General features: G+C 38.9%; 18 protein-coding genes and 1 pseudogene. 1 reads left to right on the forward strand and 18 read right to left on the reverse strand.

Annotation, left to right across the window (positions count from 1 at the left end):
* Positions 1-5: 5 nt before the first annotated feature.
* The 12 genes from kduI to RM541_RS12645 form a co-directional block, all read right to left on the reverse strand.
* A complete protein-coding gene (kduI, locus tag RM541_RS12590; protein WP_311500498.1) occupies positions 6-842 on the reverse strand; it encodes a 5-dehydro-4-deoxy-D-glucuronate isomerase in 837 nt (278 codons plus the stop codon).
* A 298-nt stretch (positions 843-1140) separates the two neighbouring features.
* Complete coding sequence (locus RM541_RS12595) at positions 1141-2220, reverse strand: hypothetical protein (protein ID WP_311500499.1); 1080 nt, start codon at positions 2218-2220, stop codon at positions 1141-1143.
* A gap of 204 nt (positions 2221-2424) precedes the next feature.
* Positions 2425-3270: a hypothetical protein gene (locus tag RM541_RS12600; protein ID WP_311500500.1), complete on the reverse strand. Its 846-nt coding sequence runs from the start codon at positions 3268-3270 to the stop codon at positions 2425-2427.
* A 33-nt stretch (positions 3271-3303) separates the two neighbouring features.
* Complete coding sequence (locus tag RM541_RS12605; protein ID WP_311500501.1) at positions 3304-3555, reverse strand: hypothetical protein; 252 nt, start codon at positions 3553-3555, stop codon at positions 3304-3306.
* Between the two features lie 43 nt (positions 3556-3598).
* The gene (locus RM541_RS12610; RefSeq protein WP_311500502.1) at positions 3599-3844 is read right to left on the reverse strand and encodes a hypothetical protein; all 246 of its coding nucleotides are present in this window, start codon (positions 3842-3844) and stop codon (positions 3599-3601) included.
* Between the two features lie 416 nt (positions 3845-4260).
* On the reverse strand, positions 4261-5679 hold the full coding sequence (locus tag RM541_RS12615; protein ID WP_311500503.1) for a purine-cytosine permease family protein: 1419 nt from the start codon (positions 5677-5679) through the stop codon (positions 4261-4263).
* Positions 5680-5682: 3 nt separating this feature from the next.
* On the reverse strand, positions 5683-6264 hold the full coding sequence (locus RM541_RS12620; RefSeq protein WP_311500504.1) for a LutC/YkgG family protein: 582 nt from the start codon (positions 6262-6264) through the stop codon (positions 5683-5685).
* Entirely contained in the window at positions 6257-7624 is a 1368-nt protein-coding gene (locus tag RM541_RS12625) for a lactate utilization protein B (protein WP_311500505.1), read from the reverse strand. Before RM541_RS12625 ends, RM541_RS12620 begins: the two co-directional genes overlap by 8 nt.
* Positions 7621-8361 carry a (Fe-S)-binding protein gene (locus RM541_RS12630; protein WP_311500506.1) on the reverse strand — a complete coding sequence of 247 codons (741 nt, stop codon included), beginning with the start codon at positions 8359-8361 and terminating at the stop codon, positions 7621-7623. The genes RM541_RS12625 and RM541_RS12630 overlap by 4 nt, the downstream gene beginning before the upstream one ends.
* An 11-nt stretch (positions 8362-8372) precedes the next feature.
* Complete coding sequence (locus RM541_RS12635) at positions 8373-9764, reverse strand: FGGY-family carbohydrate kinase (RefSeq protein ID WP_311500507.1); 1392 nt, start codon at positions 9762-9764, stop codon at positions 8373-8375.
* Positions 9765-9776: 12 nt separating this feature from the next.
* Positions 9777-11057, reverse strand: coding sequence for a sugar isomerase (locus RM541_RS12640; protein WP_311500508.1), 1281 nt, complete (start codon positions 11055-11057; stop codon positions 9777-9779).
* Positions 11058-11167: 110 nt separating this feature from the next.
* Positions 11168-13264 carry a bifunctional aldolase/short-chain dehydrogenase gene (locus RM541_RS12645; RefSeq protein WP_311500509.1) on the reverse strand — a complete coding sequence of 699 codons (2097 nt, stop codon included), beginning with the start codon at positions 13262-13264 and terminating at the stop codon, positions 11168-11170.
* Between the two features lie 167 nt (positions 13265-13431).
* Here RM541_RS12645 and RM541_RS12650 point away from each other — a divergent pair, with 167 nt between their 5' ends.
* On the forward strand, positions 13432-14478 hold the full coding sequence (locus tag RM541_RS12650) for a GntR family transcriptional regulator (protein WP_311500510.1): 1047 nt from the start codon (positions 13432-13434) through the stop codon (positions 14476-14478).
* Positions 14479-14643: 165 nt separating this feature from the next.
* Here RM541_RS12650 and RM541_RS12655 read toward each other — a convergent pair.
* The 6 genes and pseudogenes from RM541_RS12655 to RM541_RS12680 all read right to left on the reverse strand — a co-directional run bounded on the left by RM541_RS12655 (position 14644) and on the right by RM541_RS12680 (position 26743).
* Positions 14644-16233, reverse strand: a pseudogene (locus RM541_RS12655) (glycoside hydrolase family 43 protein).
* A 1-nt stretch (position 16234) separates the two neighbouring features.
* Positions 16235-17602, reverse strand: a complete 1368-nt coding sequence (locus RM541_RS12660) for a glycoside hydrolase family 28 protein (protein ID WP_311500511.1) — start codon at positions 17600-17602, stop codon at positions 16235-16237.
* Positions 17603-17622: 20 nt separating this feature from the next.
* Positions 17623-19794, reverse strand: coding sequence for a hypothetical protein (locus RM541_RS12665; protein ID WP_311500512.1), 2172 nt, complete (start codon positions 19792-19794; stop codon positions 17623-17625).
* 76 nt (positions 19795-19870) lie between these two features.
* Complete coding sequence (locus RM541_RS12670; protein WP_311500513.1) at positions 19871-22165, reverse strand: hypothetical protein; 2295 nt, start codon at positions 22163-22165, stop codon at positions 19871-19873.
* A gap of 49 nt (positions 22166-22214) precedes the next feature.
* Positions 22215-23633, reverse strand: a complete 1419-nt coding sequence (locus RM541_RS12675) for a RagB/SusD family nutrient uptake outer membrane protein (RefSeq protein ID WP_311500514.1) — start codon at positions 23631-23633, stop codon at positions 22215-22217.
* Positions 23634-23656: 23 nt separating this feature from the next.
* Complete coding sequence (locus RM541_RS12680) at positions 23657-26743, reverse strand: SusC/RagA family TonB-linked outer membrane protein (RefSeq protein WP_311500515.1); 3087 nt, start codon at positions 26741-26743, stop codon at positions 23657-23659.
* Between the last annotated feature and the right edge of the window lie 243 nt (positions 26744-26986).

Raw genomic sequence — 26986 nt, forward strand, 5'->3', positions numbered from 1 at the left:
TTCTACTATTTCAATTCGTTTACAGCTACTTTATCCATATCGCCATAATCCAGATTTTCACCGGCCATTCCCCAGATAAAAGTATAATTAGATGTTCCTGCACCAGCATGAATAGACCATTCCGGAGAAATTACCGCCTGGTGGTTCTGCAAGAAAATATGACGGGTTTCCTGAGGTTGTCCCATATAGTGACTGATGTTTTGATCTTCTTCCAAATCGAAATAGAAATATACTTCCATTCTCCTACTATGTGTATGTGGAGGCATGGTATTCCAGATGTTTCCTTCTACCAGCTCTGTCATTCCCATCTGTAGCTGGCAAGTTTCAACAATACTATTTACAATCAATTTATTTAAAACACGCTTATTGCAATATTTTGAATCTCCCAACTCTACCACCTCAGCGTCTTCCTTACTTACTTTTTTAGTAGGATAAGCTTTATGGGCAGGAGCAGAATTGAGATAAAAATAAGGTTGTTCATTTCCAGATTTTTCAAAAATAACCTCTTTATTTCCCTGGCCTACATATAAGGCTTCTTTATGACCAAGTTCATAAACCTCTCCATCTACAGTAACCTTTCCGGTCCCACCAACATTAATGACCCCAAGTTCACGACGATCAAGGAAATTTTCAGATTTAAGGTAATCTATGGTTTCCAGCTTTACAGCTTTATCTACAGGAAAAGCTCCACCCGCGATAAAACGGTCATACATCGTATAAGTTAAGTTAATTTCATTCTTCTTAAAGATTTCCGGAATTAGAAAATGGTTCCGAAGCTCATCTGTGGTGTATCTTTTTACATCTTCCGGATGATGTGCGTATCGAAATTCTGAGTTTGTCATAATTTTTTAATTTTTGGTTAATTCTGAAAAATTTTTTGGATAAAATCACTTTTCAGTAAATTCTCAGACAGTGTAATATTAAGCACCCTGTACAGCCCTGAAAAGTTCATCGAACATATTAAGAAATTAACTGAACATTACCAAAAAATGTAATCGATTACACAAATATAAACAAAAAAACGAATTCATCAATTAATCGTAACTTTTTTACACCAAAATTGAACTATTCTTACCTCATGAAACTGGATTCGTTATTAAAAACTCTTTTTTTATATAAATATTTTGCCTGGGATGCATTTTATGGCATCTTCACAAGACCTTCCCATTTCACCTCCCAATTCCCGTCATCCGGAAACCCAGGATTTCTTTCTGTGCTTCCATCCCAACCGGCACACATCATCGCTACTGCAGTGAGCAACCCACCATTACCCGGTAGATAAAGCCTAAGCCGTTCATTCTGATAATTATGACCATTTTTTAAATAAGTATTGGTTTGCACATCCATAAATAAAGCATCTACAGCCTTTTCCGGTTGCCCCAGCCTTGCTGCAGTCATAGCCGTCATCGGGAAATCCCAGCCCCAGGTTTCTTCCCAGGACCAAACCTTCCATACTTTTTCAAAGGTGGTCTCCATGATTTCCAGATCCAGCAAATCTGTATCCGGCAACATTCCATAAGCAGCTAAAACTGAAGGGTGATCGGTTTTATATTCTGGATTTATATAAGAATCCGCTGCACTTTCGGTAGCCAGGTAAACATTTTCCTGAACAGGTAAAGGCGAAAGGTTTTCTGCCACTTTTATCCAATGCTGATTTTTATTTTCGTTTAAACGTTCCTTCCACTTTAAGGCAGCCTTTAAAGCCCACTGCCAGTAAGCCAATTCATACGTAGGGTTATAAGTTTCTGTTTTTTCAAAACGCTCCTGGGCAGGAATTAACGGTGGGCCTAAATCATAGCTGTTTTTCTCCGGATTGTAATATGCAAAAGAAGCCATGAAATCTGCCGTTGCATAAATACGTTCTTTATATTCTTCCAGCGTTGCCTTTGTGGAATTTGCCCTGTACATTAGTTCTGCATAGGTAATAAAATGCGGTTGTTGCCAAATAAGAAATGCACCAACAGAAGATGGACCTTCATCTCCATAGGAATCGGTCATTTTTTGCCATCGCACTCCTTCAAATCCCTGCCGCTCGGCAATTTTCCTGGCTTTGCTAAAAGCTTTGTCATACCAGGGCAGACTTTTTTCCAGCAATTTTGGTCTTCCCCATAATGGAAAATGAACTCCGTGCCACCAGTGCATTTCCAGGTGCGGCTTTCCATACCAGCTGTTGTAAGTAAGCCCGGTTTCCTGTGGTGGCATTTCGCCGGTACACTGCAATTTGGTTAAATACTGAGAAAGAATTACCCGTCTTTCCAGTTCCTTTGCACGACTATCTTTACATTCAGAAAAATCTACTGCTCCCCCGTTCTCCCAAAAATTTTTCCAGCCTTTTTCACTGCTCTCTTCTACGGAAGAAAATGAAGGATTTTCCGTTATATTCTTATTGCTGAATTTACAGCTGAAGGAAAAAGTATCACTTCCTTAAGGTTGCAGCACAAAATAATGTGAACTTTCTTCAGATATTTCTGCTTTACCTTCCCACGCAAGACCTATCTGGTAATGAATAGAATCCATTTTATGGGAAATAACAGCTTCATGTTTGTCCTTTTGAGATAAACTGCTTTTGTAATTCTGATTGCCTTCCCATTTTGTCCCTGTATCCATCCATTCTCCGGTAGGATATGGAATCCTCAGCCTTATTTTTAGTTGTTCCCGCTCTATAAGATCCGATTTAATTCTTACACCAACCACATCTTCTTCCTGATGAGAAACAGTTTCAACAGTAACAGGAACACCTTCAACTTTAAAAAGGCTTTCAATTTTACCCGTCCAAAGATTCAACGTTTGATCGATAATTGTAATATCTTCAGGTTTTACCTTTGCTCCGTTCTTTTTATAAAGCTCAAAACCCAGATTCCCCAACTGCAAACGGTGCGGATTCGATCTAAAATATTCAGTGGCTTTTGCTGCCCTCTCGGGAGTTTTAGGCTGAACACTGTAGGATACCTTTCTGCCATTTTGATCATAATCTTCCAGAGTTTCTTCAAATCGGTAGTTATTTTCATTTGAAAAACTGTCCCAGCCCCAGTCTGATTGCGTACCCAGCGGTATTCCGTTTTTATAATGATCGGGAAACGTTTGCAAACCCATAGCATCGACGGTAAAAGCAAAAGAACCGTTTCCCACAGAAAGGGAAGCCAGGGTATCTACAACATTTACCTTTACGTTATGACGACTAACCACCGCCTTTCTGTCAATCTTGTTCTGTGCAAAAACTGAAAGGCTACAGAACAAAAAAGCAATAAAATGATTTCCTGAATTTTTCATACTAAATAAGGTCATTAAAATTAATTATGGCTTCTATTCGCATAGGTAACACTCATCAGAACAATAGCTATTTCCGGTAATTGGAAGTTGCAGAGAAGGTGAAACAGGCTGGGGGCTCACATAATCCTGCTGAAAAATTTCGGTTACCTGTGCATTAAAAGCCGAAGTGAGATCTTTATGCCGAAAATTGACATTTTTAGGGGTGCGTATATCGCAATTCTGGAAAGTTAATTCCATAACCTCATAATTCCCTGTACTGATTTCGATTTTATTAGTTCCCTGCATTAAATTTTCTGTAAAAATGGCTACTGAAGTAGTTTATTTGCCTTTAAGCTGATGTTTTCCACTTTTCTGCCTTTCCGATACCCAAAATCAGCTCACCTTCAATATTTTCTTCTGAAATATTTCTAATCTGAAGGAAAATATGATCATTTTCACCCTGATCTGAAGTTATTTCCAATATTGGCCTCATTTGAATAATACTTGGGTGCCACCAGCTCATTTCTTCTTGCTGAAATTTTAAGAAGAAGCTTTTATTTCCAAATTCTGAATCTATGACTACTCCAAAACTCATATTATCGAATTAACGTCAGCTAAAATCTGCTGCGAATTATAAAAGCAAGATCAATTTTCTAATTAAAAAAAGTATCCTGCACATACCTGAGACTAGTCTTGCAAAAAACGACCATTGGCTAAATGTTGATAAAGATTTAAAAAGCTAAGCCTTATCCGGCTCCTCTCCCGGACTCCATTATTTTATATTTGTCAGATCCTCTATCCTGATTGAATTACCTGTTTCAATACTGTGTCTTGCTGCCACTCCAATTAAAACATTGCTCGGTCACGCAATCTGCAGCACATAAAGATTTTTATCCGAATGTGTAAAAACCTGATCAAGTTGACGCTTATCTCCTCCGCCATGTACCGGTTTTTCAATACCTACAGAAAAAATTCACATATAGATAGTCGAAATATATTACATAAAATCAACTAATTACTAACCTTTTTCTGATAGAACTTACTGATTAACAGGAATAATATTCCGCAACATATCCATGCGGGCAATGTTAGGAATGAAAGAAAAACATCAAACTGGACAGAGATGGTATAGAAAACTGCGAAACTGATTAGCCACGCCCAGAATACTGCCTGGTTAAATTTAATTCCTGTTTTTTCAGCATAAAAAGATTGTATCCCGAATTTTTTCCCGAAGAAATATTCAAAGACAATTACTGCTCCTATTGGTGCTAAAATAAAACCATAAAGAGCCACAAAATCGAGTAATTTCATTGCAAAAGCAGGGAATAATCCAGCTATAGTAGCTACTGTTCCGGCAATTATGGTTACCCAAAAGGTAGATGTTTTTGGAATCACGGCCTGAAATGCCAGGCCTGCTCTGTATATTGTTGGATTTGCGGTAGTCCAGCCTGCCAGAATAACTGCCAGGATCCCGAAGACTCCTATCGCCTCATAAGCAAGGGGGCCGGGAGCTACCGGTGGAGCTTCTCCATTACTTAAAAAGACCTGAGCCTCTGGTGACTTTAAATAAACTGCGTATAATAATGCAGCAGAAATCCAGGCGATATAGTGGCCAATGTAAATTCCGGCTGCAGTAGTCCATCCTACCGAAGGTTTTTCAGCATACCGAAAAACAGATAAGTCAGACATTCCAACATGCATTGCAGCATTGGCAAACCAGGACCATAAAAGCACATGCCAGAATGTATATTTTATCTGGCCTGGAAAAGGTTCACTGCCTTCGCCCCAAATGTTCCAAAAATCAGAGAAACTACTAACTTCAAGATTTACCAGGGAAACTACACCACAAGCAACAAAAGCCAATACTATTACGGGCGACATCCAGTTCGCTGCCTTAGCCACTGTATTGTACCCACGGGCTGCAACTACAGAAATCACAGCACCTATACATAAAACAATAACCACCCAGGTAACGCTGTTAGGCATTGTATCGGTAAGTCGTGGCATTTCCATATTAAAAGGAATACCTACTGCTGTTGCTGAAATGGTGATCATGGCTCCTGCCAGGAAACAAAATAACAGTCCGTTGGAAAGGTTGTAAACTGTAACCAGCCTCTTTCCGCAAATTTTTTCAAGGTGGTAGTAAAGAGTATATCGAAATTTCGTGCCGATTTCTGCTGTTAGGAACCTCCAGCTTAGAACAGCCAGCAAGTTACCCAGGAACAATCCCACAATTAAATCGAAAGCACTAACCCCGGTGGTTAAAAAAAGTGGACCAATAACAAATTCGGTTCCGGCAGCGTGTTCCCCGGCATACATTCCCAGGAAGCTTTTCCAGCTTTTCCATTGCGATTGGGGAACGGCCTGCCGTTCGAATTCACCTGAAGTTTCAACTTTAATTACTTCCTGTTCTATGGGGGCCTGACTCATATTTTAAATTAGAATTACAGTGTTACTTACCGCGCCTTGTGCGCCAACGACGAGGGATTGCTCGATATCTGCCGTTTTTGAAGGACCGGCTATAAATACTCCGTATCCGGTTTCGGCTATTTTTATTTTTTGATAAGCCTGGTGCATTGTGGGAACAATGGTCTTATGATCTATGATCATCAACGTATGTTCACAGGCAAAGGTCGATATTCGTTGTTTTAAGATGCTGTCATCAAACCAGAGTCCGCCGTTTTCTGCTACACCAAGCTTTGCTTCAGCAATAAAAAGATCTACTGGAGTTTGTGTAAAATCTACTTCCGTAGGATGTTCTTCAGATCTTGACAAATCGTAAAAAGTAGTTGCTAAAGGAAAATTTTTAGCAATAAATTCCTTCAGAAAAGTCTGCAGGGGAACTTCAGAATCTATTATACTCACTACATTACTCATATTTCCCGTAGAAACTTCAATAAAATCCTTAATAAGATTTTCCTGCGGCACCTCATGTTGAAATACAGATAAATCGGGAAGTTCGACCAATTCCGGTTTATTCTTTTTTATCCTCTCTAAAATGGCTGCTTTACTCATCCCTGTTCTTTTTATACCATTCTTTAAATCCTTCTTTTGGAGCTTCGGGTAAATCCCTTTGTTTTCCCCAGGCATTCCACCCGTTGTAAATCATGAAGTTTGGTAAATTCCGAAGAGAGCCACGTGCAAATTTGCCCAGAGAATTATATACTGAAGGATTTTCAAATACTTTAGTTGTAATCTTAAGCGGAATTGTTTTCGATTTTAAAAGTTCGTTATTTCTATAAATTTCCTGCCGCCATTTGTACAGCTGCTCATGAATATTGATTTTCACCGGACAAACGTCGCTACAGGAACCACAAAGCGTAGATGCAAAAGGCAAATCGCTGTATTCCTTAAGGTTTTTATTCGGAGATAAAATAGCGCCTATAGGCCCGGGAATTGTAGAATGGTAACTGTGCCCGCCACTTCTTCTGTAAATCGGGCAGGTATTCATACACGCACCACAACGGATGCATTTCAAACTATTTCTGAAATCTTCCTTCCCTAAATGGGTACTTCTGCCATTGTCGACAATCACCACATGCATTTCTGTACCGGGACGCGGTTTCTGATAATGTGACGTATAAATGGTACTCGGCTGGCCTGTCGCACTCCTTGCAAGTAGCCGAATGAAAACACCAAGATGTTCCGCATTTGGCAACAGCTTTTCTATACCCATGCAATGGATTTGTACGGGAGCTGAGTGACACCCCATATCTGCATTTCCTTCGTTTGTGCAGATGACCACTCCTCCTGTTTCGGCAATTCCGAAATTGACCCCGGTAATCGCTGCATCTGCTTCAAAAAATTTATTTCTTAAATGTGTACGTGCTGCTTTAGTAAGATATGTAGGATCAGAATTGCCTTTTTCGGTGCCTAACTTTTGGTGGAAGAGTTCGCCTACTTCTTCTTTCTTAATATGAATAGCCGGCAAAACCACATGACTTGGCGGCTCCTTTCGCAACTGAATAATACGTTCGCCAAGATCTGTATCAATAATTTCGATGTCCTTTTCTTCCAGAAAATCATTTAGCTTACATTCTTCAGTAAGCATAGATTTGCTCTTTACGATTTTCCTGGCGTTATGTTTTTTCAGAATTTCGCCAATAATATTATTATGATCTGCTGCATCTTCAGCCCAGTGGACAATTACACCATTTTTCTTTGCTTCAGCTTCAAACTGCACCAGATAATTATCAAGATTACTCAGGACATTATCTTTAACCTGGGAGGCAGTTGCACGCAACAATTCCCATTCCGGAAGCTTTTCTGCACTGGCATCGCGCTTTTCACGCACATGCCATAATGCCTTATCATGCCAATCTGTACGGGCTTCGTCTTTTATAAAATTATCTGCTCTCTTTGAGTGCTGGCTCATAATTGATCTCCATTTAAGATATTTGCAATATGAACGATTTTTGGCCCCGATTTCTGTCTTTTAGCTATTCCCTGTAAATGCATAAGGCAGGACATATCTCCAGAAGTAAGTACTTCTACATTATTAGAGTTGTGATCTGCCAGACGGTCTTTCCCCATTTTTACTGAAACGGCTTCTTCTGCAACCGCAAAAGTCCCTCCAAATCCGCAGCATTCGTCTGCCCGATTAAGCATAGCAAGGTCGATACCATCAACCATTTTCAAAACCTTGTCCCACTTGGAAGGTATATCGCTCATTAATTCTGAAGGTTTCCCTAGGTGCATTCCCCTTAAACCATGACAGCTTTGATGCAGGCCGACCCTATGCGGAAAACTGGCCTCAAGATGATCGATTTTTAAGATGTCCACCAAAAATTCAACAATATCGAACGTCTGTTTTCGCAGATTTTTAATTTCTTTTGTTTGCTCCACAATATCATAATGTGCCCTTATGTGGTGCACACAACTTGGTGACGGAGCTACTATATATTCACAACCGGCAAACAACCCGGCTAAATCATTATATATTTTTTTACCTTCCTGCTCCATACCGGTATTGGCCATAGGTTGCCCACAACAGGTTTGCTGATCGGGAAAAATGACTTCACAATTATGTTTTTCCAGGAGCTGAAGTGTCGCAATTCCAACTTCGGGAAAGAACTGATCAATATAACACGGAACAAAAAGTCCTACTTTCATAAATTATAATTCTAATGTTTTAACTTTAGAAATAACGGCATAAGTTTCTTCATCCGGTAATTCTCCTTTAAAAATTTAGAGGTCACTTTTCTTTTGGATATGACCATAGCTGCACCTAATGCAGAACCTAAAGGTGACTGAGTAGAAAGAATTTTAAATTCACTAAAATGATGCGACATCAATTTCATAAAAACATCATTATCTGTAAATCCCCCGTCGATATATATCCTGTTGATTTTCGAATTGCCAATAGCTTTGGTAATTGTCTGAATCTGAAGCTCCATTAGTTCTATCATTAGCTGATGGTATGCTTCTTCAAAAGTTTTAAAAGGCTCTAAGTCAGTTTTGTGCAGGTGCTTCCTTTTAAGGGAAATCCCTTCAAATTTAAAGTAAATGGAAGGTTTCTGCACCAATTCCAGATAAAGCTCCTGATTAAATTTCACATTGCGATGATAGCCATATTCTTTTTCGTAGTATTTACTCAAAATTTCTACCTGGATACGATACTCATTGCCCATAAAAAAACGGGAGGCTTTCACCCGTTTACCATCTACCCTTAGGTAATTAAGACAATTATCTTCAATATCCTCTTCTGAAAGCTTTTCAGAATTAAAAGGATTTAAAGCAATGCTCCAAGTTCCTGTAGAAAGCAATAAAAACGGCTTCTTTTTACTTAAAATATAAGGCAATAAAGCTGAAGAACTATCATGAATTCCAACACCTATCTTAAGTTTTTTCCCTTTATAGGAAGTATTTATACTTGCAGAAGTCGGAACTATTGGTGCCAGAACTTTATCTATTTCTTCCTGATAAACCCAATCGTGGTAATCTTCCTTCTCATAATTCCATAAATTAGTGTGGCAGCCAATACTTGTGTAATCACTTACGGGAATCCCGGTGAAAAAATAGGACAAATACTGCGGAAGATGAAGGCTGTACCTTATCTCGTTAAAAATTTCAGGCCGCTTCTTTTTTATCCAGTACAATTGCATTCCTGAATTCAACATTCCCGATTGCGGAGAAGCAGTTTCGGTTGCTACTTTGAGTTCACCTCCGTACTTGTTATAGAATTCATCAGAGACAGATTCATCAATCGTTTTCGTATAGTTGTATAAAGGAGTAAGTACTTCACCGTTATGATCCAGATGAACAAAACTGGCACCATAGGAGGAAAAATTAACTGCTTTTACTTCAAATTCTTCTTTTTTTAAAATCGAATCAAAAGTAGTTTTGATCCATTTTCGCAACTCTTCAATATCTTCTGCCGGGTAACCATCTTCATCTTCGGTTTCTGAAAGACGGGTATATTCCCTGAAAACTTCCTTGTAGTTCTTATCAAACAGGAAAAATTTCTTATTGGTTTTACCTATGTCAAAAACGGCTGTAACCTTTATTTTCGTCATTCTGAAAAGTTTTTACAATCCTGTAGCCATTGTTTTTGTTCCTCTTTCTTTAATTAGATCCTTCCGAACACCAAATTGACGGTAAGCTTGTAACGGATCAACAGCAGCTCCTGATTTTTCGCGGGCAGCTTTTAATACAGGACGAACATCTGTGCGGTAGGCATCCTGTAAAATCTCCTGACATTTTACCACATCATTCTCCTGCTGCGCATTCTTTAATGCTTTTTGGTCTACCAAAAGTGCCTGAGTGTAGGCTATTAAAATAGCTTCTAAAGACTGAAGCAGATCTTCCAAAGGATCTTTGGTATTATGACTGGCATCTATCATCCAGGATAAATCCGGGTTTTGTGGATTATTCTTCATTCCATAGACCAGCTCATTAAAAATAAGAAACAATGCATAGGGCTTTATAGAACCTACTGTAACATCGTCATCTCCATATTTACTATCATTAAAATGAAAACCTCCCAGCTTACCTTTTAGCATTAAGGTCGCTACAATTTGTTCGATATTGGTGTTGGGTAAATGATGACCGAGATCGACAAGAGTGTAAGCTCTCTCACCACAGGCGTTTGACAGCATAAAAGATGTACCCCAATCCTGAATTACCGTACTGTAAAAGTTTGGTTCATAAGGTTTATATTCAATAAACATTTTCCAATCTTCGGGCATAGTTTTGTAAATACTTTTGAGACTGTTTTCAGTATGATTTAAAGCTGTTTGGAAGTTATTTTGCCCTGGAAAATTAGCACCATCTGCCAACCAGACCGTTAAACTTTTGGATCCAAGCTCCTTTCCAATGTTAATAACATCTTTATTGTGCTGAATAGCATAATCCCTGGAGGCAGCATTTGTATTACTTAGAGAGCCAAACTTATAGGTTTCTTTAGCGTTAGGCTGATCCTGGAACGTATTAGAATTCATTGCATCAAAAGAAATTCCGTGGCTTTTTGCCACTTCTTTTATAGCCTTTACATCACTTGGAATATCCCAGGGAATATGTAAAGAAACCGCACCTGCCGTTTTGGTGAGGGCATGTAAAACACCAATATCGTCCAATTTTTGTTCTAAAGAAGCAGGTTCCCCACCAAAAGAAAACCTTCCAAATCGCGTTCCTCCTGCACCCAACGCCCAGCTGGGAATGGCTACCTGAAAGTCGGCAACTTTATGAATTATTTCATCAACTTCAATTCCTCTTTTTGCGAACTTATTTCTTAAAAAATCCAGTTCGGAGTTATAGGAATCCTCTTGTTTCTTATTTAATGCTGATATTTGATCAGTACTTATTTTCATTTTTATGCCTTATCTTTTAATTAAAATAAGGCCTCACTGTCCTGACATCATTATGATCAAAACCTGCAAGGCCGTATTGACTAACTAACAAACTAACCAATTCTAATTCTTTATCTCACAAAAGCATTGGCCATTCCTCCATCTACATTAATGGTGTTTCCTGTACTTTTTTCAAGAATACCAACACAGACAAATACGCCATTGGCAATATCTTCCGGAAGGATAATTTCATTTAACAGGTTCCTTTTAGCGTAATGCTTAGGTAGATCTTCAACAGGAATACCGTGAGCCTTGGCGCGACCTTCAGCCCATTCGCCTTCCCATATCTTACTTCCTACGATAACTCCATCAGGATTTACAGTGTTTACGCGAATTTTATCTCCGCCAAGTTCCGCAGCGAGTAAACGAGTCATATGCTGCTGCGCTGCTTTTGCCGTTCCGTAGCCTACATTATTAGGACCTGCAACCAATCCATTCTTACTGGCAATATTTACAATATCCCCACCAAAACCTTGTTTTTTCATAATCGCAACTCCTTGCTGTGCCATTAAGAACTGTCCTTTTACCAGAACATCCTGAAGCAATGCCCAATCCTTTAATGTCGTATATTCCAGGGATTTAGAAATCGCCAACCCCGCTGAATGCACAACAATATCAACACCACCAAAGGCCAAACAAGCTTGCTTATATGCATCTTCAATAGAGTCCTCTTTAGTAACATCACAAATAGCACCTGCCACCTGGTCCTTTTTGTAAGTCTTTACAGCTTTCTGTAGCGCCTCCTCTGTCACATCTGTAAGCATTACGTTTGCCCCTTCTTTTACAAGTTTATCAGCAATTGCTTTTCCAATTCCCCCAGCTGCACCGGTTACAATAGCCACTCTTCTGGAAAGTGGTTGCTCAGCAGGCATGCGTTTCAGTTTTGCCTCTTCCAGAAGCCAATATTCTATATCAAAAGCCTCCTGTCTTGGTAACGAAGTATATTCAGTAATAGCCTCAGCACCACGCATTACATTAATTGCGTTCACATAAAATTCGCTGGCCACGCGGGTTGTTTGTTTATTCTTTGCAAAACTGAACATCCCAACTCCCGGATAAATTATTATTACGGGGTTTGGATCCCTCACTGCAGGGCTGTTATCGTGCTTGCAGTTTTCATAGTACTCTTTATAATCCTTACGATATTGATCAAAAGCAGGTTCTAACTTTTTTAGTACTTCTTCTGTATTTTCAACATCTTCAGAAGTATCTAAGTTTAGAATAAGGGGTTTAATTTTTGTCCTAAGAAAATGATCTGGACACGAGGTTCCCATAGGAGCCAGTCTTTCAAGATCATTACTGTTAATAAACTGCAGTACAGTATCGCTATCTGTAAAATGACCAATCATTTTATTTTCTGAAGAAGCAAGACCCCGTAGCAGAGGCATTAGCTTTGCAGCCTTATCTTTTCTTTCTTCTGAAGGAAGGCTTTGGATCTTTTGCCCACCAAAAACTTCTCCATTCTCTTTAATTCTCTTTTCAATGTATTCTGAAGCTGTTTCAATAACCTCCAGGCTGTTGATATAACATTCATAAGAAGTATCACCCCAGGTAAAAAGTCCATGACTTCCAAGCACAATCCCTCTTATTCCTGGATTATCTGCAAGACACTTCTCAAGTTGAAGGCCCAGATCAAAACCCGGTCGTTGCCACGGTACCCAGCCCATAGTATCTCCCCAAATCTCTTTAGTAATTTTCTCACTATCCTTTGCTGCCGCAACCGCAATTAGTGCGTCAGGATGCAGATGATCTATATGCTTAAATGGAAGCAAACCGTGTAAAGGTGTATCTATAGAAGGAGCTTTACTGTTTAAATCGTATATGCAATGGTTAAAAAGCCCTACCATTCTATCTTCATCTTCCAGACCTTTATAAACATTTTTTAAATCTCTTAGCCTTTCTGTATACAAGCCTGCAATACCAGATCTATCCAAGGTACCAATATCCCCTCCTGAGCCTTTTACCCACATAACTTCCACATCTTCATTGGTAAGCGGATCCTTCTCTATAGTTTTGCAACTGGTATTACCACCTCCATAGTTGGTAATTCTTAAGTCGGCTCCTAATATATTAGACCGGTAAAGGAATAAAGCAACCTGATCATCGCCTAAATCAGCGGCTTTTTTCTCATCCCAGAGATAGTCCACGTAGTGAAATGTTTTTTCCATAATTTTATCTAAAAGTTAACATCGTAACCAAAAATATATTTTTTATTTAAGGCAGCCATCCTGTAGTGTACTGTACCATAAAAAATTTATTATTTTTCCTTCAGAATAAATTTTTACACTACCTTTATGTTAATTCTATCCTAAAAAATACACTGTTTTTCTTGTTTATGACGCAGACCTTTGATATAAAGATTAACGAGAATTCCCGAGTTCCAAAATACAAACAAATAGTAGATTGTATAATTGCCGATATTTCCAGTGGGAATCTGAAAGTTGGCGAGAAAATCCCTTCTATTAATGAACTAAGTGAAAGCTGTTATTTGTCCAGAGATACGGTTGAAAAAGCTTACAAGCAACTAAAGAAACAAAAAGTCATTATCTCTGTAAAAGGAAAGGGTTATTATACTACCAAGACAGATTTGATCTCTAAGATTAATATTTTCTTCCTGGTAAATAAACCCAGCTCTTACAAGATGATGATCTACAACTCCTTTGTAAACGCCATTGGAGTGAATGCCCATGTTAACCTTTCTATTTATCACTGCGAAGAATCTTTATTCATTCGTACCATCGAAAAGAATCTTGGAGCATATGACTATTATGTTATAATGCCACACTTTAAAGATGATCACCAACAACATGTGAGTTTTACTGCAGACGTACTTAATACACTGGAAAAAATACCCAAAGAAAAGCTGGTCATACTTGATAATACAAAACCAGAAATCAAAGGGAGTTATGGATCTATCTATCAGGATTTTCAGGCAGATATCTTTAAAGCATTAACAGAAGCTATAGAGAAGTTGAAGAAATATGACAAACTTATCCTGGTATATCCTATCAAATCTGTTCATCCATATCCCCGTCGTATCTTAAATGGCTTTCGCCAATTCTGTATTCAAAACAACTTTGATTTTGAGATCCTTGATGAGATTTATGAAGACATGGAACTGCAAAGCAGAGATACCTACATAACAATTGAAGAAATGGATCTTGTAAACCTTGTAAGACAGACCCGTTCAAAAGGTTTAAAAATGGGTAGAGATATTGGGGTTATTTCATATAATGAGACTCCCTTAAAAGAATTGTTAGGAATAACGGTTATAAGTACCGATTTTAAAGCAATGGGCGAAACTGCTGCTTATATGGTTTTAAAAAATAAAAAAGAACGGGTCAAAAACGTCTTTAAATATATCGAGAGAAATTCTGTTTGATACAAAATCACTTTTTTAACCAGAATAACACTTTTTTCCTAAAAGTAGAAGGAATATCTATACTTATTTACGATAGGAGAATAGGTGTGAAAATTAAATATTAGGTTTTTATCCATCTCCAAGGTTTTGTTGAAGATAGAGCCGAAAAACTGAATTAAAAAATATTTATTGAACACGAAACCATTCAAAATCCGCATATCCATCACTTCCCTTAATGTTCGGGTTAATGCTGAATAAACCAACTTTTGCTCCTATCCACCTTCCCTTTTTCGCCTTAAAATCTTCTCCTATTTCGTGATAATCCGTACCATCGAGGCTGTAATAAAATATACAATTATTTACCTCATCTACCTCTACGCGTAAAAAACAAGAAGAATTTGGAATTTCCAAAGAGCTTATTTTCTCTGTCTTGTCGAATCCCTGATATTAAGTTCCTTTGAACATCCCTAGTTCAAATCCATTTTTGGTTTTTTCTACCGCCAAAAAGGCCCATTCTTCACCCATTATAACCAGACCACTTTTTTCCCCAACCAGTTCGGGTGAAGCAGTAACTTTTGTGGTTGCAGTAAACGAAGGCGACATGAATTTCTGCAAAAGTAAATTCTTTACGAACCAGAAATTCCCGTATTGGGTATGGTTTTTTACATTATATAATCGTAGAGAACCTTCCATTTCAGAGAACGAATACCATTCCGTTGAAGGATTAGCATGCCATTGCCATTGTAACCCCAGTTTATTTCCTTCAAATTCGTCGCTAGTTTGAGGTATAGTTACGGGGTAATCTTTTCCTACATCTGGTTTTTTATAAGTAGCCACAGGTTCTCCTATACCGTCACTATTCTGATCTTCCCCCATTTCTGGCCACCCGTCTTTCCAGGTGACGGGTTGTAAATGAACAATTCTACCATAGGCCTCGCGATCTTGAAAATGAACGAACCACCATTCTCCAGATTTTAGTTCGACAAGGCCCCCTTGATGCGGTCCGTTAATTTCGGTATTACCCTTGTGTAAAACCACTTTATCCTCATAGGGTCCGTAAATATTTTTGGTTCTTAAAACCGTTTGCCAACCAGTACTCACACCTCCTGCAGGAGCGAGAATGTAGTAGTAACCGTCCTTTTTCATAAATTTAGGACCTTCAATCACAGGTTGTTCTTCCAAATCCTTAAAAATTGGCACTCCATTATCCATGATTTGCTTCCCGTCAGGACTCATTTTGTGTAAATATAAAACATCGGCTCTAAGTTTACCCCTCACCAAATAGGCATTCCCGTCATCGTCCCAGAGCGGAGAAGGATCTTCCCAAAGTTCAACCTTTTCTATAAAGTGCAGATCCCAATCTTCAGCAGGGTTTTCCGTTATCGCTACAAAAAGACCATCGTGTGGCGTGCAGAAATACACATAGAATTTTCCATCATGATATCTTATAGAAGGTGCCCACGAACCTTCTCCGTGAGCCGGCTTATCATATTTCTCTAATGGTAGACTGTCATATACATGATTAATAATCTTCCAATTGACCAAATCCTTGGAATGTAAAACAGGAATTCCGGGCATAGTGTTAAAACTTGAAGCTACCATATAGAAATCGTCCCCAACTCTGATTACATCGGGATCAGAATAATCGGCAAAAAGGATGGGGTTTTTATAGTTTCCATTTCCGAGATCTGCCTGCCACTCCTGCCCATATCCAAAATGTGCGAATGCCAATAATGCAAAAAAGCCGATATATATTTTTGTTTTTATCAATACCATTTTAAAAATTACTGTTTTCTTTATTCATTTTTATAACATCTACGTCTACCACAATAGGACGAGCATCCTCTTCTTCTAAGGTTATTTTGCAATCTTTAAATGTAATTAAGTCGGAATGTCGGATAAAAAATCCAGAAGCATTGGTATTTCCGAATTTGCTGCCCTCGGGATACTTTCCGTCGTATTCCATCACAGTTTGTTCTGTTGACTCAATTCCACCCTTGAGTTTCAAATCAATATTTTCAAAAATTACATTCTGAATATTGTGCCCCTCTATTCCTGTAATTATCGAGGGATATTGTTGGGTGAAATTCTTTCCCCTGACATCCCGAAAGGAGATGTTGGAGATTGTACCTATCCTGGGCTCCCGACCGGGAACTGTGCGCATTCGATCTGCAAGCAGAATAAAAAAAGCTTGTCCACAATTTTCTATTTCTATGTCATGAAATTCGATATTATCTATTACAGCACCATCCATGGATTCTATAACAATTGCCGAATTTTGATAAGCATTTTTAAGTGTCAAGCCGGAGACTTCGAAATTCATAAAACTACCCAATCCATCTGTTCCCAATTTAAAGCAATTCCCTGCCGGCACATTTAACTTATCAATAACTGTATTTCTGACTACAGCATTTTTACATCCATACTCACTACCACTTTTAAAACATATCCCATCATCTTCAGATTGTATGAAGCTTTCTTCAATCAGCACGTTATGACAATCAACAATATCAATTCCGTCTCTGTTCGGACTCAAACTTCCGGTATTAACTATAATATTTTTTATGTGAATATCATCTGATTCGATAAAAACCTGTGTCCAGCAGGCGGGATTAAGCAAAGTGATATTTGAAACAGTAATATTTTTAGATCCTACAAAAGCCAAAATTGAAGGACGATCCTTTTCAGTACCTAATTCTTTCACGTTTTTCCATGGTGCAAAATCTCCCTGGCCATTGATCGTTCCGCCACCCGTTATAGTTACGTTCTTGACGTTATCACCATATATGAGTCTGCGTTGACAATCCTCCAACATTCGATTAGGATAAACAGTGTTAATAAGTTGATATGGATAATCGTCTACCTTAATGGACTGTACACCGAGGATTGTCGCTGTGGAATCTACAAACAATATCATATTGTCCACAAGATTTATTTGTCCTGTCAAAAAATCGCCATCTTCTAAAAGGACTGTTCCACCTGTTTCTTTACATTTGTTGATAGCTGCCTGAATGGCTTTTTGATCATTGGATTTTCCGTCTCCTGTAGCACCAAATTCATAGACATTATATATCGGCTCTTTTAGTTGCCCAATAGAATTTTGGAAAGAAAAGACTAAAATGATTAAAAAAAAATAATATTTCATTAGTTATAGTATTAATAAATTTAGAACATAGGCTTCAGACCTTCCCACCGCACATTCCATTTACCATTTTTGGGAAAACCTGGATTTTTTTCAGTATTTCCTTCCCAACCGGCACACATTACTGCAATAGCTGTGAGCAATCCTCCGTTACCCGGTAGATAAATCGTCAGTCGTTCATCTTGATAATTATGTCCATTACCTAAGTAAGTATTGGTCTGTACATCCATAAACAGGGCATCTATAGCTTGTTCCGGCTTTCCTAATCTGGTGGCGGCCATAGCCGTCATAGGGAAATCCCAACCCCAGGTATCCTCCCATGCCCAAACATCCCATACCAGATCGAAAGTGTTTTCCATAATGTCTTTATCCAATAAAGAAGTTTCCGGCAACATCCCATAAGTCCCCAGAACGGAAGGATGATCTGTCATAAATTCTGGGTCGCTATAGGATTCTTTCGCATTTTCTGTAGCTAAATAAACATTATTATGAACTGGTAAGGGTGAAAGTTTCTTTAGCACTTTTTGCCATTCTTCTACAGGCTCTTCATTTAACCTCTGTTTCCATTCAAGTGCGACGTTCAAAGCCCAGTTCCAGTACGCCAATTCATACGTTGGGTTAAAAGTTTCCGTAGGATTGTGACGTTCCTGGGCGGGTATGACTCCCGGTCCAAGTTCGTACCTATCTCTTTCTTCATTATAATGGGCAAAGGATGCCATAAAATCAGCCGTAGCAAAAACTCTTTCTTTGTATTTATTCAAGGTTTTCTCATTTGGATCTTCACGGTACATCAATTCGGCAAACGTTATAAAGTGTGGCTGCTGCCAGATCAGAAAAGCTCCTACAGAAGAAGGAGTGTCGTTTCCATAAGGCCCAGTCATTTTTTGCCATCGTGCCCCGTCAAATCCCTGTCTTTGTGCAATTCCTTTTGCCTTAGAAAAAGCTGTATTATACCATGGCAGCCAATTTTCTAAAAGCTCAGAACGGCCCCATAATGGAAAGTGCATTCCATGCCACCAGGTCATTTCTAAATGGGGCCTGCCATACCAACTATTAAAAGTTAAACCTGTTTCCTGAGGAGGCTGATTTCCTGTACATTGTAGTTTGGTAAGGTATTGAGAAAGAACGACTCTGCGTTCTAATTCATGAGCACGGGGATCTGTGCTTCCGGAAAAGTCGACTGCTCCACCACCTTGCCAGAACCTTTCCCAGCCCTCAATACTGTTTTTTATCACAGAAGAAAATTCAGGAATATCTGCCGTTTCAATATTTTTTTGAAAGTGGCAGGTAAACTCAAATATGGTTGTTCCTGAGGGACTTAGAAGAAAGTCATGATCTCCTTTTTCTTCAATAGAGGCTTTTCCCTTCCAAGCCCATCCGATTTGATAATTGAGAGAGTCCATAGAATGTTTTATTATAGCTTTTTGATCGCTTTCCTGTGTGAGTGAACTTTTATAATTTCTTTCTCCTTCCCACATTGTAGCTGTGTCTTTCCAATCGGCAGTAGGATATGGTACTCTTAACCGGATTTGCAGTCTGTTTTGCTCAATCAATTTCGATTGCACACGCACTCCTATGGCATCCTTTTCTTGATGAGACGCAGTATAAACCGTCACAGGAATCCCTTCTATTTTAAACTTACTTTCTATTTCACCAGTCCATAAATTCAAAGTTTGGTGAACATTTTCAATCTCGGAAACTTCTACCGTTTCACCATTCTCCTTTTGTAGATGAAATCCCAGAATTCCCAACTGCACTCTATGTGGATTTTCACGAAAAAATTCGACTGCATTTCTTTTTCTTTCTGGCTTGTTGATCTGAACAGGATATGGAATATCCCTCCCATACTGCTCAAACTCCAACAAAGTCTCTTCAAATTTATAATCAGCAGTATTTTCATGACTATTCCATCCCCAGTCGGACATGGTTCCTAGGGGAACTCCATTTTCATATTCTTCCGGAAAGGATTGCAAACCGGTAGCATCAACAGTGAAAGCAAAAGAGCCGTTTCCTACACTAAGAGATGCAAGGGTATCCATAGAAGTAATCTCTACATTGTGGCGAGTAACCAGCGCCTTTCTATCAATTGGCTCTTTTGTAGTTGTCTTCGTATCTCCTTTGGCTGAACATGCAGCCAAGGTAATTAGAACAATCAAAACTGCAAATCTCTTCATAAGTTGTATTTCTTGTTTCATGGCGTATATTATTTGGTAACGAAAGTTCAGTTTTTTAGTACAAATCTTTTCTAGCGGTGCGGTCATAATTCTTACATCATTGAGGAGGAATAGGCGCCCTAAGATATGTCCAATTTTCCGTGATCCTGGACAATTCTTCAGGCACTGAAACTTCGCCCTCTGCCTGAATTACTCCTTGCCATTCACCTTCCTCATCAACCCATAGAGCCATGTCTATTCGTTCTTCAAGATTAATATCCATTTCTCCACCTTTAAATCTTTTTAGTCCTCCTGCGGCTATGGCTTCTAATTTTCCTTGTTTATCTAAACGTACAGCCGCAACTCCCACAGCATCCACAGTGACCATGTTGTTATTAACCATAAAATCTTTTATAATAGGATCACCGCTTTTGTCATTTGTTCCCGCAATGTTTATGACAGTACCATCAATAAGTCGGGAAAACCCAGTTGTAGGAGGAGCATATGACGTGTGGTTAAAATCCCTAATGCCCCACACGGAATTATCCAGTACTTCTGTTGCAGGAGATTGAGCCAAAACCTTTTTTTCCTTCAGCAGTCCTAATATTGTATCTAAAGCCCTATTTACATTCCTTATTTCACTCATTGAAGCAGGTAACATTCCGTTTCCATCCAACGGATTTCCGGAAAAATCTTTCGTCCAGTTCCCAATCCTGTACAAAGATGTTTTCTGCTCATTTACCTTGGAAAAGAATTCTGCCGTCGAACCTTGCTCAAATTCAGGATTATAAAGCACAACAGCATCATATTTTTGTAGACCGTACTTTATAGTACCATCTGGGTCAACCACTAAATCTCCATTTTCAATCTCACTGGTGGGAATCAAATCAGCTGGAAAACCTTTATGCCAAAGGCTATCAATCAATTTCATTCCTACATCCTCATACATGGGGCCGCTCCAATTCATTGCACTTGAATGCCCAAACACCACAGCCACACGACAATCCAAAGGAGTTTTACTTATATAATTAAGAAGTCTAATCCTGTTTTCTGCCTGCATCAAATCTTCGTCGAACAAGTAAAAATAACGGAGATAGTTTATTCTCCCGCCAGCAAGAACAGAACTCCACATATGAGTCCCCAGGTCAGGTTCCTGATAATACATATTATACCAAAGTGGGCTCCCCCATTTTTTACTTAACGCAGTACGTACAGCATAGGGAGTTAATTCATCTGTTTGCGCCCAATCTCTTTTAGCAGACCACCACACTAATCCGTTTTTTTTAAATTCAGTACGGTCAGGATAAGGCCACCAAGTGGCATGGACAGCCACTACGGCATTGGAACCAAAGATATCTTTTACTGAATAATAGAAATCTTCCTCTAAAGCAGAATTTCTTTCCGTGACCATTTGTGTGAAATGATTTATAGCCATGTTTCTTTCATTCTCCTTTCCTTCAATACCATTAGCCATCAAAAAACAATCCGCTAAAAGCTCCCGTCCCGATGTCCTCTCCGCATACGCCTTGGCCCGATGCTCAGAATACCAATAGTCAATCGTTTCATGCCTAGAAAAACGAGGGTAGTATGGGGGAAACCCCCATTCATCCTTACATACTCCCGCTAAAGGAAGCTCTGCATATTGCTCGATAAGTTCCCTCTGAAACCCCATCAAATGAGGAGCGAAAACATCAGGATACAAATGGGTAAATGACACCATAACTGTGGCATGAGTCTTATCCTCAAGTACAGGTAAATTTACTTTTACAGAATCCTTTGAAGAAGATATTAACTTAACCGAACTTGTAATATCTTTAAGAGATTCCTTCTGAATCATACCTTCGCGATTATACTTATAGGAATAAACTCTCAGAAGAGTTCCTGTACGGGCGACGTGGTGAGTAATGTCTCCTCCAGAATAATGATCATTGAGATCCTGGCTTTTAACAGTAACCAAAACAGAATCTTTTTTGGGAAATTCTACTTCCTTGAGACGCAGCATTTCCTGCAGCTCATCAGGATAGGTTTCTTCAAAAGCCCGTCTGGCATTTCTCACATCCAGATCCGGAACTAAAAAAACATTCTTTTTTACCGCGTAATTGGCTGCCTCTTTTACCTTCTCGTAAACAACCTGGTCAACAACCTCATAATCAGGGAACCTTAGAAAGGGAACAATTAAATTGAAAGGCGAATTTTCACTTAAGTTATCAATCGATTTCTCGTAACCATTACCTACAAGATCTTTTTGTCCCCACACCCAGACGCCCATAACAGGCATAACAGCATTGGACATCTGGTTTGGGCTATCTTTTTGTTTTGTGACATCAAAACTAGGATACAACTCCTGGGCATTAGCGAAAAAGGAACCTACCAACAATAAAAAAGAGAGAATAGAATTTAAATTAATTTTCATAGTAATATTTTTTCTTTTGATGTCGATAGGTACTGCAAAATCCTTAGAATCAATAGCCAGGATTCTGAGCAATCTCCGGATTCTGATCTCTTACTGATTGTGGAATTGGTAAAAGTAGGTCCTCCTCTGTAATTGTCACATCTTTTGCTTCAGAAATAACCGGTATAGCAAGATCCAATCGTTTTAAATCGAACCAACGATGAAATTCCAATGCCAGCTCCACATGTCTTTCATGTGCTATGGCCAATTTCAGGGTAGGATATTCCTCAGAAGGATAACCAGGGGTTCCGTACTCAGGCAATCCCACTCTCCTCCTGACCATGTTCAAATACTCTGGATCGTTAGCAGCCTCAGCATACATAAGTAGTATATCTGCATAGCGAAGAACAATGAAGTTGTTTTCACTAAATTCACTACCGTATCTATCTATAACAGTCCTGTCTTCCCACTTTTTTGGAAATAATATCGGAATCCAGGTTCCGCTGGTATCATAATAGCCTTCATTTATTGAAGCTTCCCTGCGCGGGTCACCTTCTTCGTAAGCCTCCCACAAATCTTCAGTAACCATATTCATACCACCGGCCGCTCTTGTAATTGAGAAATTTTCAAAAGGCGCAAAAGCTGTCCAGTAATCGCTATAAGGGTTACCAACACCTCCAAGGTACTGAATTTCAAAAACACCTTCCTCGGTATTTTCATTCTCAATATCCCAAAGATTTTCATAATTATCTATGAGTTCATATTCTCCTGAACTTATTACTTCCATTAAAATATCCTGAGCCGCATTATTATCTCCTAGTGCAAGATAAACTTTACCTAGAATTCCTTTAGCTGCGCCTTTAGTTGCTTGCCCTTCTATTTCGGTTTCAGAACGTAAAGGCAAGTTTGCTGCGGCGTATTCTAAATCTGAAATTACAAGATCATATACTTCATTCTCGGGAGATCGTAATATTTGGTAACTTTCCTGAACTGACACCGTCCTATCCAGAAGGGGCAATGGCCCGAACATTCTCACAAGATTGAAGTAATAGAGACCTCTTAAAAATCTCATTTCTGCCGTGAAAACTGATTCTACGTTTTCATCCAGATCTACACTTTCCAGACGAGTTAAAACTGTATTTATCCTATTCAATGCGATAAAACTGTCATCCCATATAGCCTGCACAACAGTATTGTCTGGACGAAGATTATAATCTTTAAAGGCCTGCCGATCAGAAATACTTCCCGCAACACGGAACATCGTGGCCTCATCAGAGAGTTGCTCTGTATAACTTAGCCCGCCCTCAGGTCCGTAATGGATGTGAAGTGTTTCATAAGCTGCATTAACAGCTAATTGAAAATCCTCTTCGGTTTCGTAAAATTCATTCTCATTCATCTCCGAAATTGGATCCAAATCCAATAAGTCATCAGAACAGGAAAAATGGAATAAACTCACACCTATTAATACTATTAATTTAAAAGTCTTCATTGTTTCAATTTTTTTTAATTTTTCTAAAATCCTAAATTCATTCCCACAGTTATCGTTCTTGGAACCGGATATGCGCCGTAGTCATTTCCGGCATTTAGGGCTCCGGATAAAATTCCGTTTTCAGGGTCATATCCTAGATAATCTGTGAAAACATACAAGTTGTCAACATTTGCATAAAACCTTAGGGTGTTAAATGGAGTTCTCTCTAATGCAGACTCGGAAAGAGTATATCCTAATCGTAAATTAGCAATACGCAGGTAGCTACCATCTTCAACCCAAAAATCAGAAAATTGCCTTTGAAGTCCTGGATAATTCAGATATGGCTTAAAGGTTTCACCATCTCCAGGGTTCTCTTCAGAAACGTAGTAGTCCGTGATCGCACTGTAACCATTCCTACCACCATCGTACCATTTATTGTAACGTGTTTGGCTGTTAAGCAGTTCATTGCCCACAGATGCCTGTAAGATAAAACTGAAATCGAAATTAGCATATGAGAAGTTGTTGGTAAGACCAAGATTGAAATCTGGTTGAGCATTTCCTATTATAGTACGATCATCTTCATCGATGGTACCATCCTCGTTTACATCACGTACCCGGGGATCTCCAGGCCTAGTCGAAGGATGATGAGGGTAGTTTTCAATTTCTTCCTGGTTTAAAAATACACCGTCAAAAATATAACCATAGTAATTAGCTATTGGCTCTCCTACTTCAGTTTTTGTAGTTCCCCAATTATTAATGTAAATAGGAGAATCATTTGGTCCAAGACTTAGAACTTCGTTACGATTTAAGGTTAAATTAAAATTTGTATCCCATTTAAAATCGTTTACCAGGTTCCTGGTTGTGAGCAAAAATTCAAACCCGCGGTTCCTCACTTCACCAATATTCGTTAATTGCTCAGTAAACCCAGTAACTGTAGGCACTGGCTGATTCAGTAAGAGATCCCTTGTTATGGAATTATAATAGTCCGCTTCAAAATATATCCTATTGTTAAATAAACCAGCATTTAATCCAATGTCCAGTTGTCCAGTTTTCTCCCATTTTAGGTCTGGATTCGAAATTGTCGACTGGTATAAACCCTGTACTACATTACCCCCGTAAACATATTGGGTTTGTCCCAGCAGACCAATGGATCCATAATTCGGAATTAAATTATTTCCTGTTTGGCCATAACTTGCTCTTACCTTCAAACTTGAAATCCAGGGCGTATCGCGGATAAAATCTTGCTCAGATACTTTCCAAGCCACCGAGGCTGACGGGAAATAACCCCACTGATTATCGGCCCCAAATCTAGAACTACCATCTCTTCTTATCGTACCTGTAAAAAGGTATTGATTTAAAAACGAGTAATTAACTCTTCCGATATAGGAAATCATACCCCATTCTGAAGCAAAAGAAGAAGCGGTATTTGGCCTACCGGCATTCAACGTATGAACCATATCGTTCGGAAACTCACCTGCAGTCATCAGGCTCTCTTCAAACTCTTCTTTTTGCAAAGAATATCCCAGGAGCACATTTAAACTATGATCACCAAAAGTTTTTTCATAATTAAGGGTATTCTCGATTAGCCAATTATAAGTGTAAGACGTATTGTCTTCGGCAACTGCAGGATTTATGTTAGAGTATCCATATCTCTGTCCCGCATTTTGATACATACTGTACCTTCTGTTATTCACTGATGCATTTAGATTCGTCCTAAACGTAAAATTTTCTAAAAAGTTATAGGAAACAAAAGCAGAACCCAAAGAGTTAAAGCGCTTGGTTTTATTGTCAATTTCCCGTGTTAATGCATAAGGATGCCAAAGCTGAAGACCGTAAGGTACAAATCTATTCCACTCCGAATTAGGATCTATAAACCCCAGATTTCCATTTTCATTGTAAACTGGGAAGATAGGGCTACTCTGCAAAGCCAGGCTAACTGCACCTGCTTTCCCTTCAGTTCCATATTCTTTACTTTCTATATTCGTAAATGATAAATTTAAACCGACTTGCACTGCAGATGAGATGTCATGGGTAACATTTGAACGAATAGTGTAGCGATCAAATTTTGATCTATCCACAATTCCGTTCTGAGACACAAACCCTCCGGACAAAAATACTCGCGTATTTTCATTCCCCCCACTTACGGAAACATTCACATTATCCATAGGAGCATCTCTAAATAGAACATCTTGCCAATCGCTTCCTTCAAATTGTTTTGGATTACTCAAGAATTCTGGAGGTATGCGGTATTCTGGTGGCCGGACATCATTAGGATCGCTGGCATTTCCTCCTGCCACTTCCCAGGAATTATTATGAGCATCTATATAATACTGAATATACTCCTGCGCATCCATCATACCGACCTTCCGAACAACTTGTTGCACTCCTTTTTCATAACTAACATTTACTTGGGTTTTACCCGTTGTACCTCTTTTTGTAGTAACCATGACCACTCCATTAGCTCCCTTTGAACCATAAATAGCAGCAGAGGACGCATCTTTTAGTATTTCAATAGACTCGATGTTCTGCGGATTAATAAGCGACATATCAAAATCCTCCATGGGATAACCATCAATAACATACAAAGGTGACGTTCCCGCTGTAATGGTTGACGTACCCCGTATTTTTACAGTGGGCGCGAAACCGGGTGCGCCTTGGGTTTGTTGGACTTGAACACCTGCAACCTGACCACCCAACGACTGCATCACATTTAAACTGGATCTTTCCTGGATCTGCCCAGCTGAAATCGAAGACACTGCTCCTGTTAAGTCACTCTTCCTAACAGTACCATATCCCACAACAACTATTTCCGATAGTTGTTCATTGTCTGCCGCCATGCTTACATTAATGCTGGTTCTACCGTTAACAGGTACTTCCGTCGTCTCAAAACCCAGATAGGAAAAGATGAGAGTTGCATCGGAATTTGCATTTACAGTATAATTACCATCAAAATCTGTAACAGTACCATCAGATCCTCCTCTCGTCCTCACATTAACACCTGGCAATGGCATTCCATCATCTGCAGATGTCACCTGCCCAGAGACTTCAATAACTTCTTGAGCATTCATTGGTAACATTAACAAAAACCCGATTAGAAAAAAGTAATATTTTAGATTTCTTTTTGTTTCCATAGTTTTTCTATTAAGATATTAGTGAAATATTAACATTCAAATCTATTTAGATATCTTCAGGAGGGTATCCTGTACTATACTGCTTTCTGGAATAATTTTTTATATTAAAATTAAAACGTTTTTAGTAGGGGAACAGAAGCCAACATTTGATGCCTAAAAGGCAGCCTCTGTTTCAGAGAAAGGAAAAAAAGGTTTTATTCTAAGATATAGCTCCAGGAGTTTCTGACTTGATAGAACCAAACT

The sequence above is a fragment of the Autumnicola psychrophila genome (assembly GCF_031846645.1).
GTDB lineage: Bacteria > Bacteroidota > Bacteroidia > Flavobacteriales > Flavobacteriaceae > Autumnicola > Autumnicola psychrophila.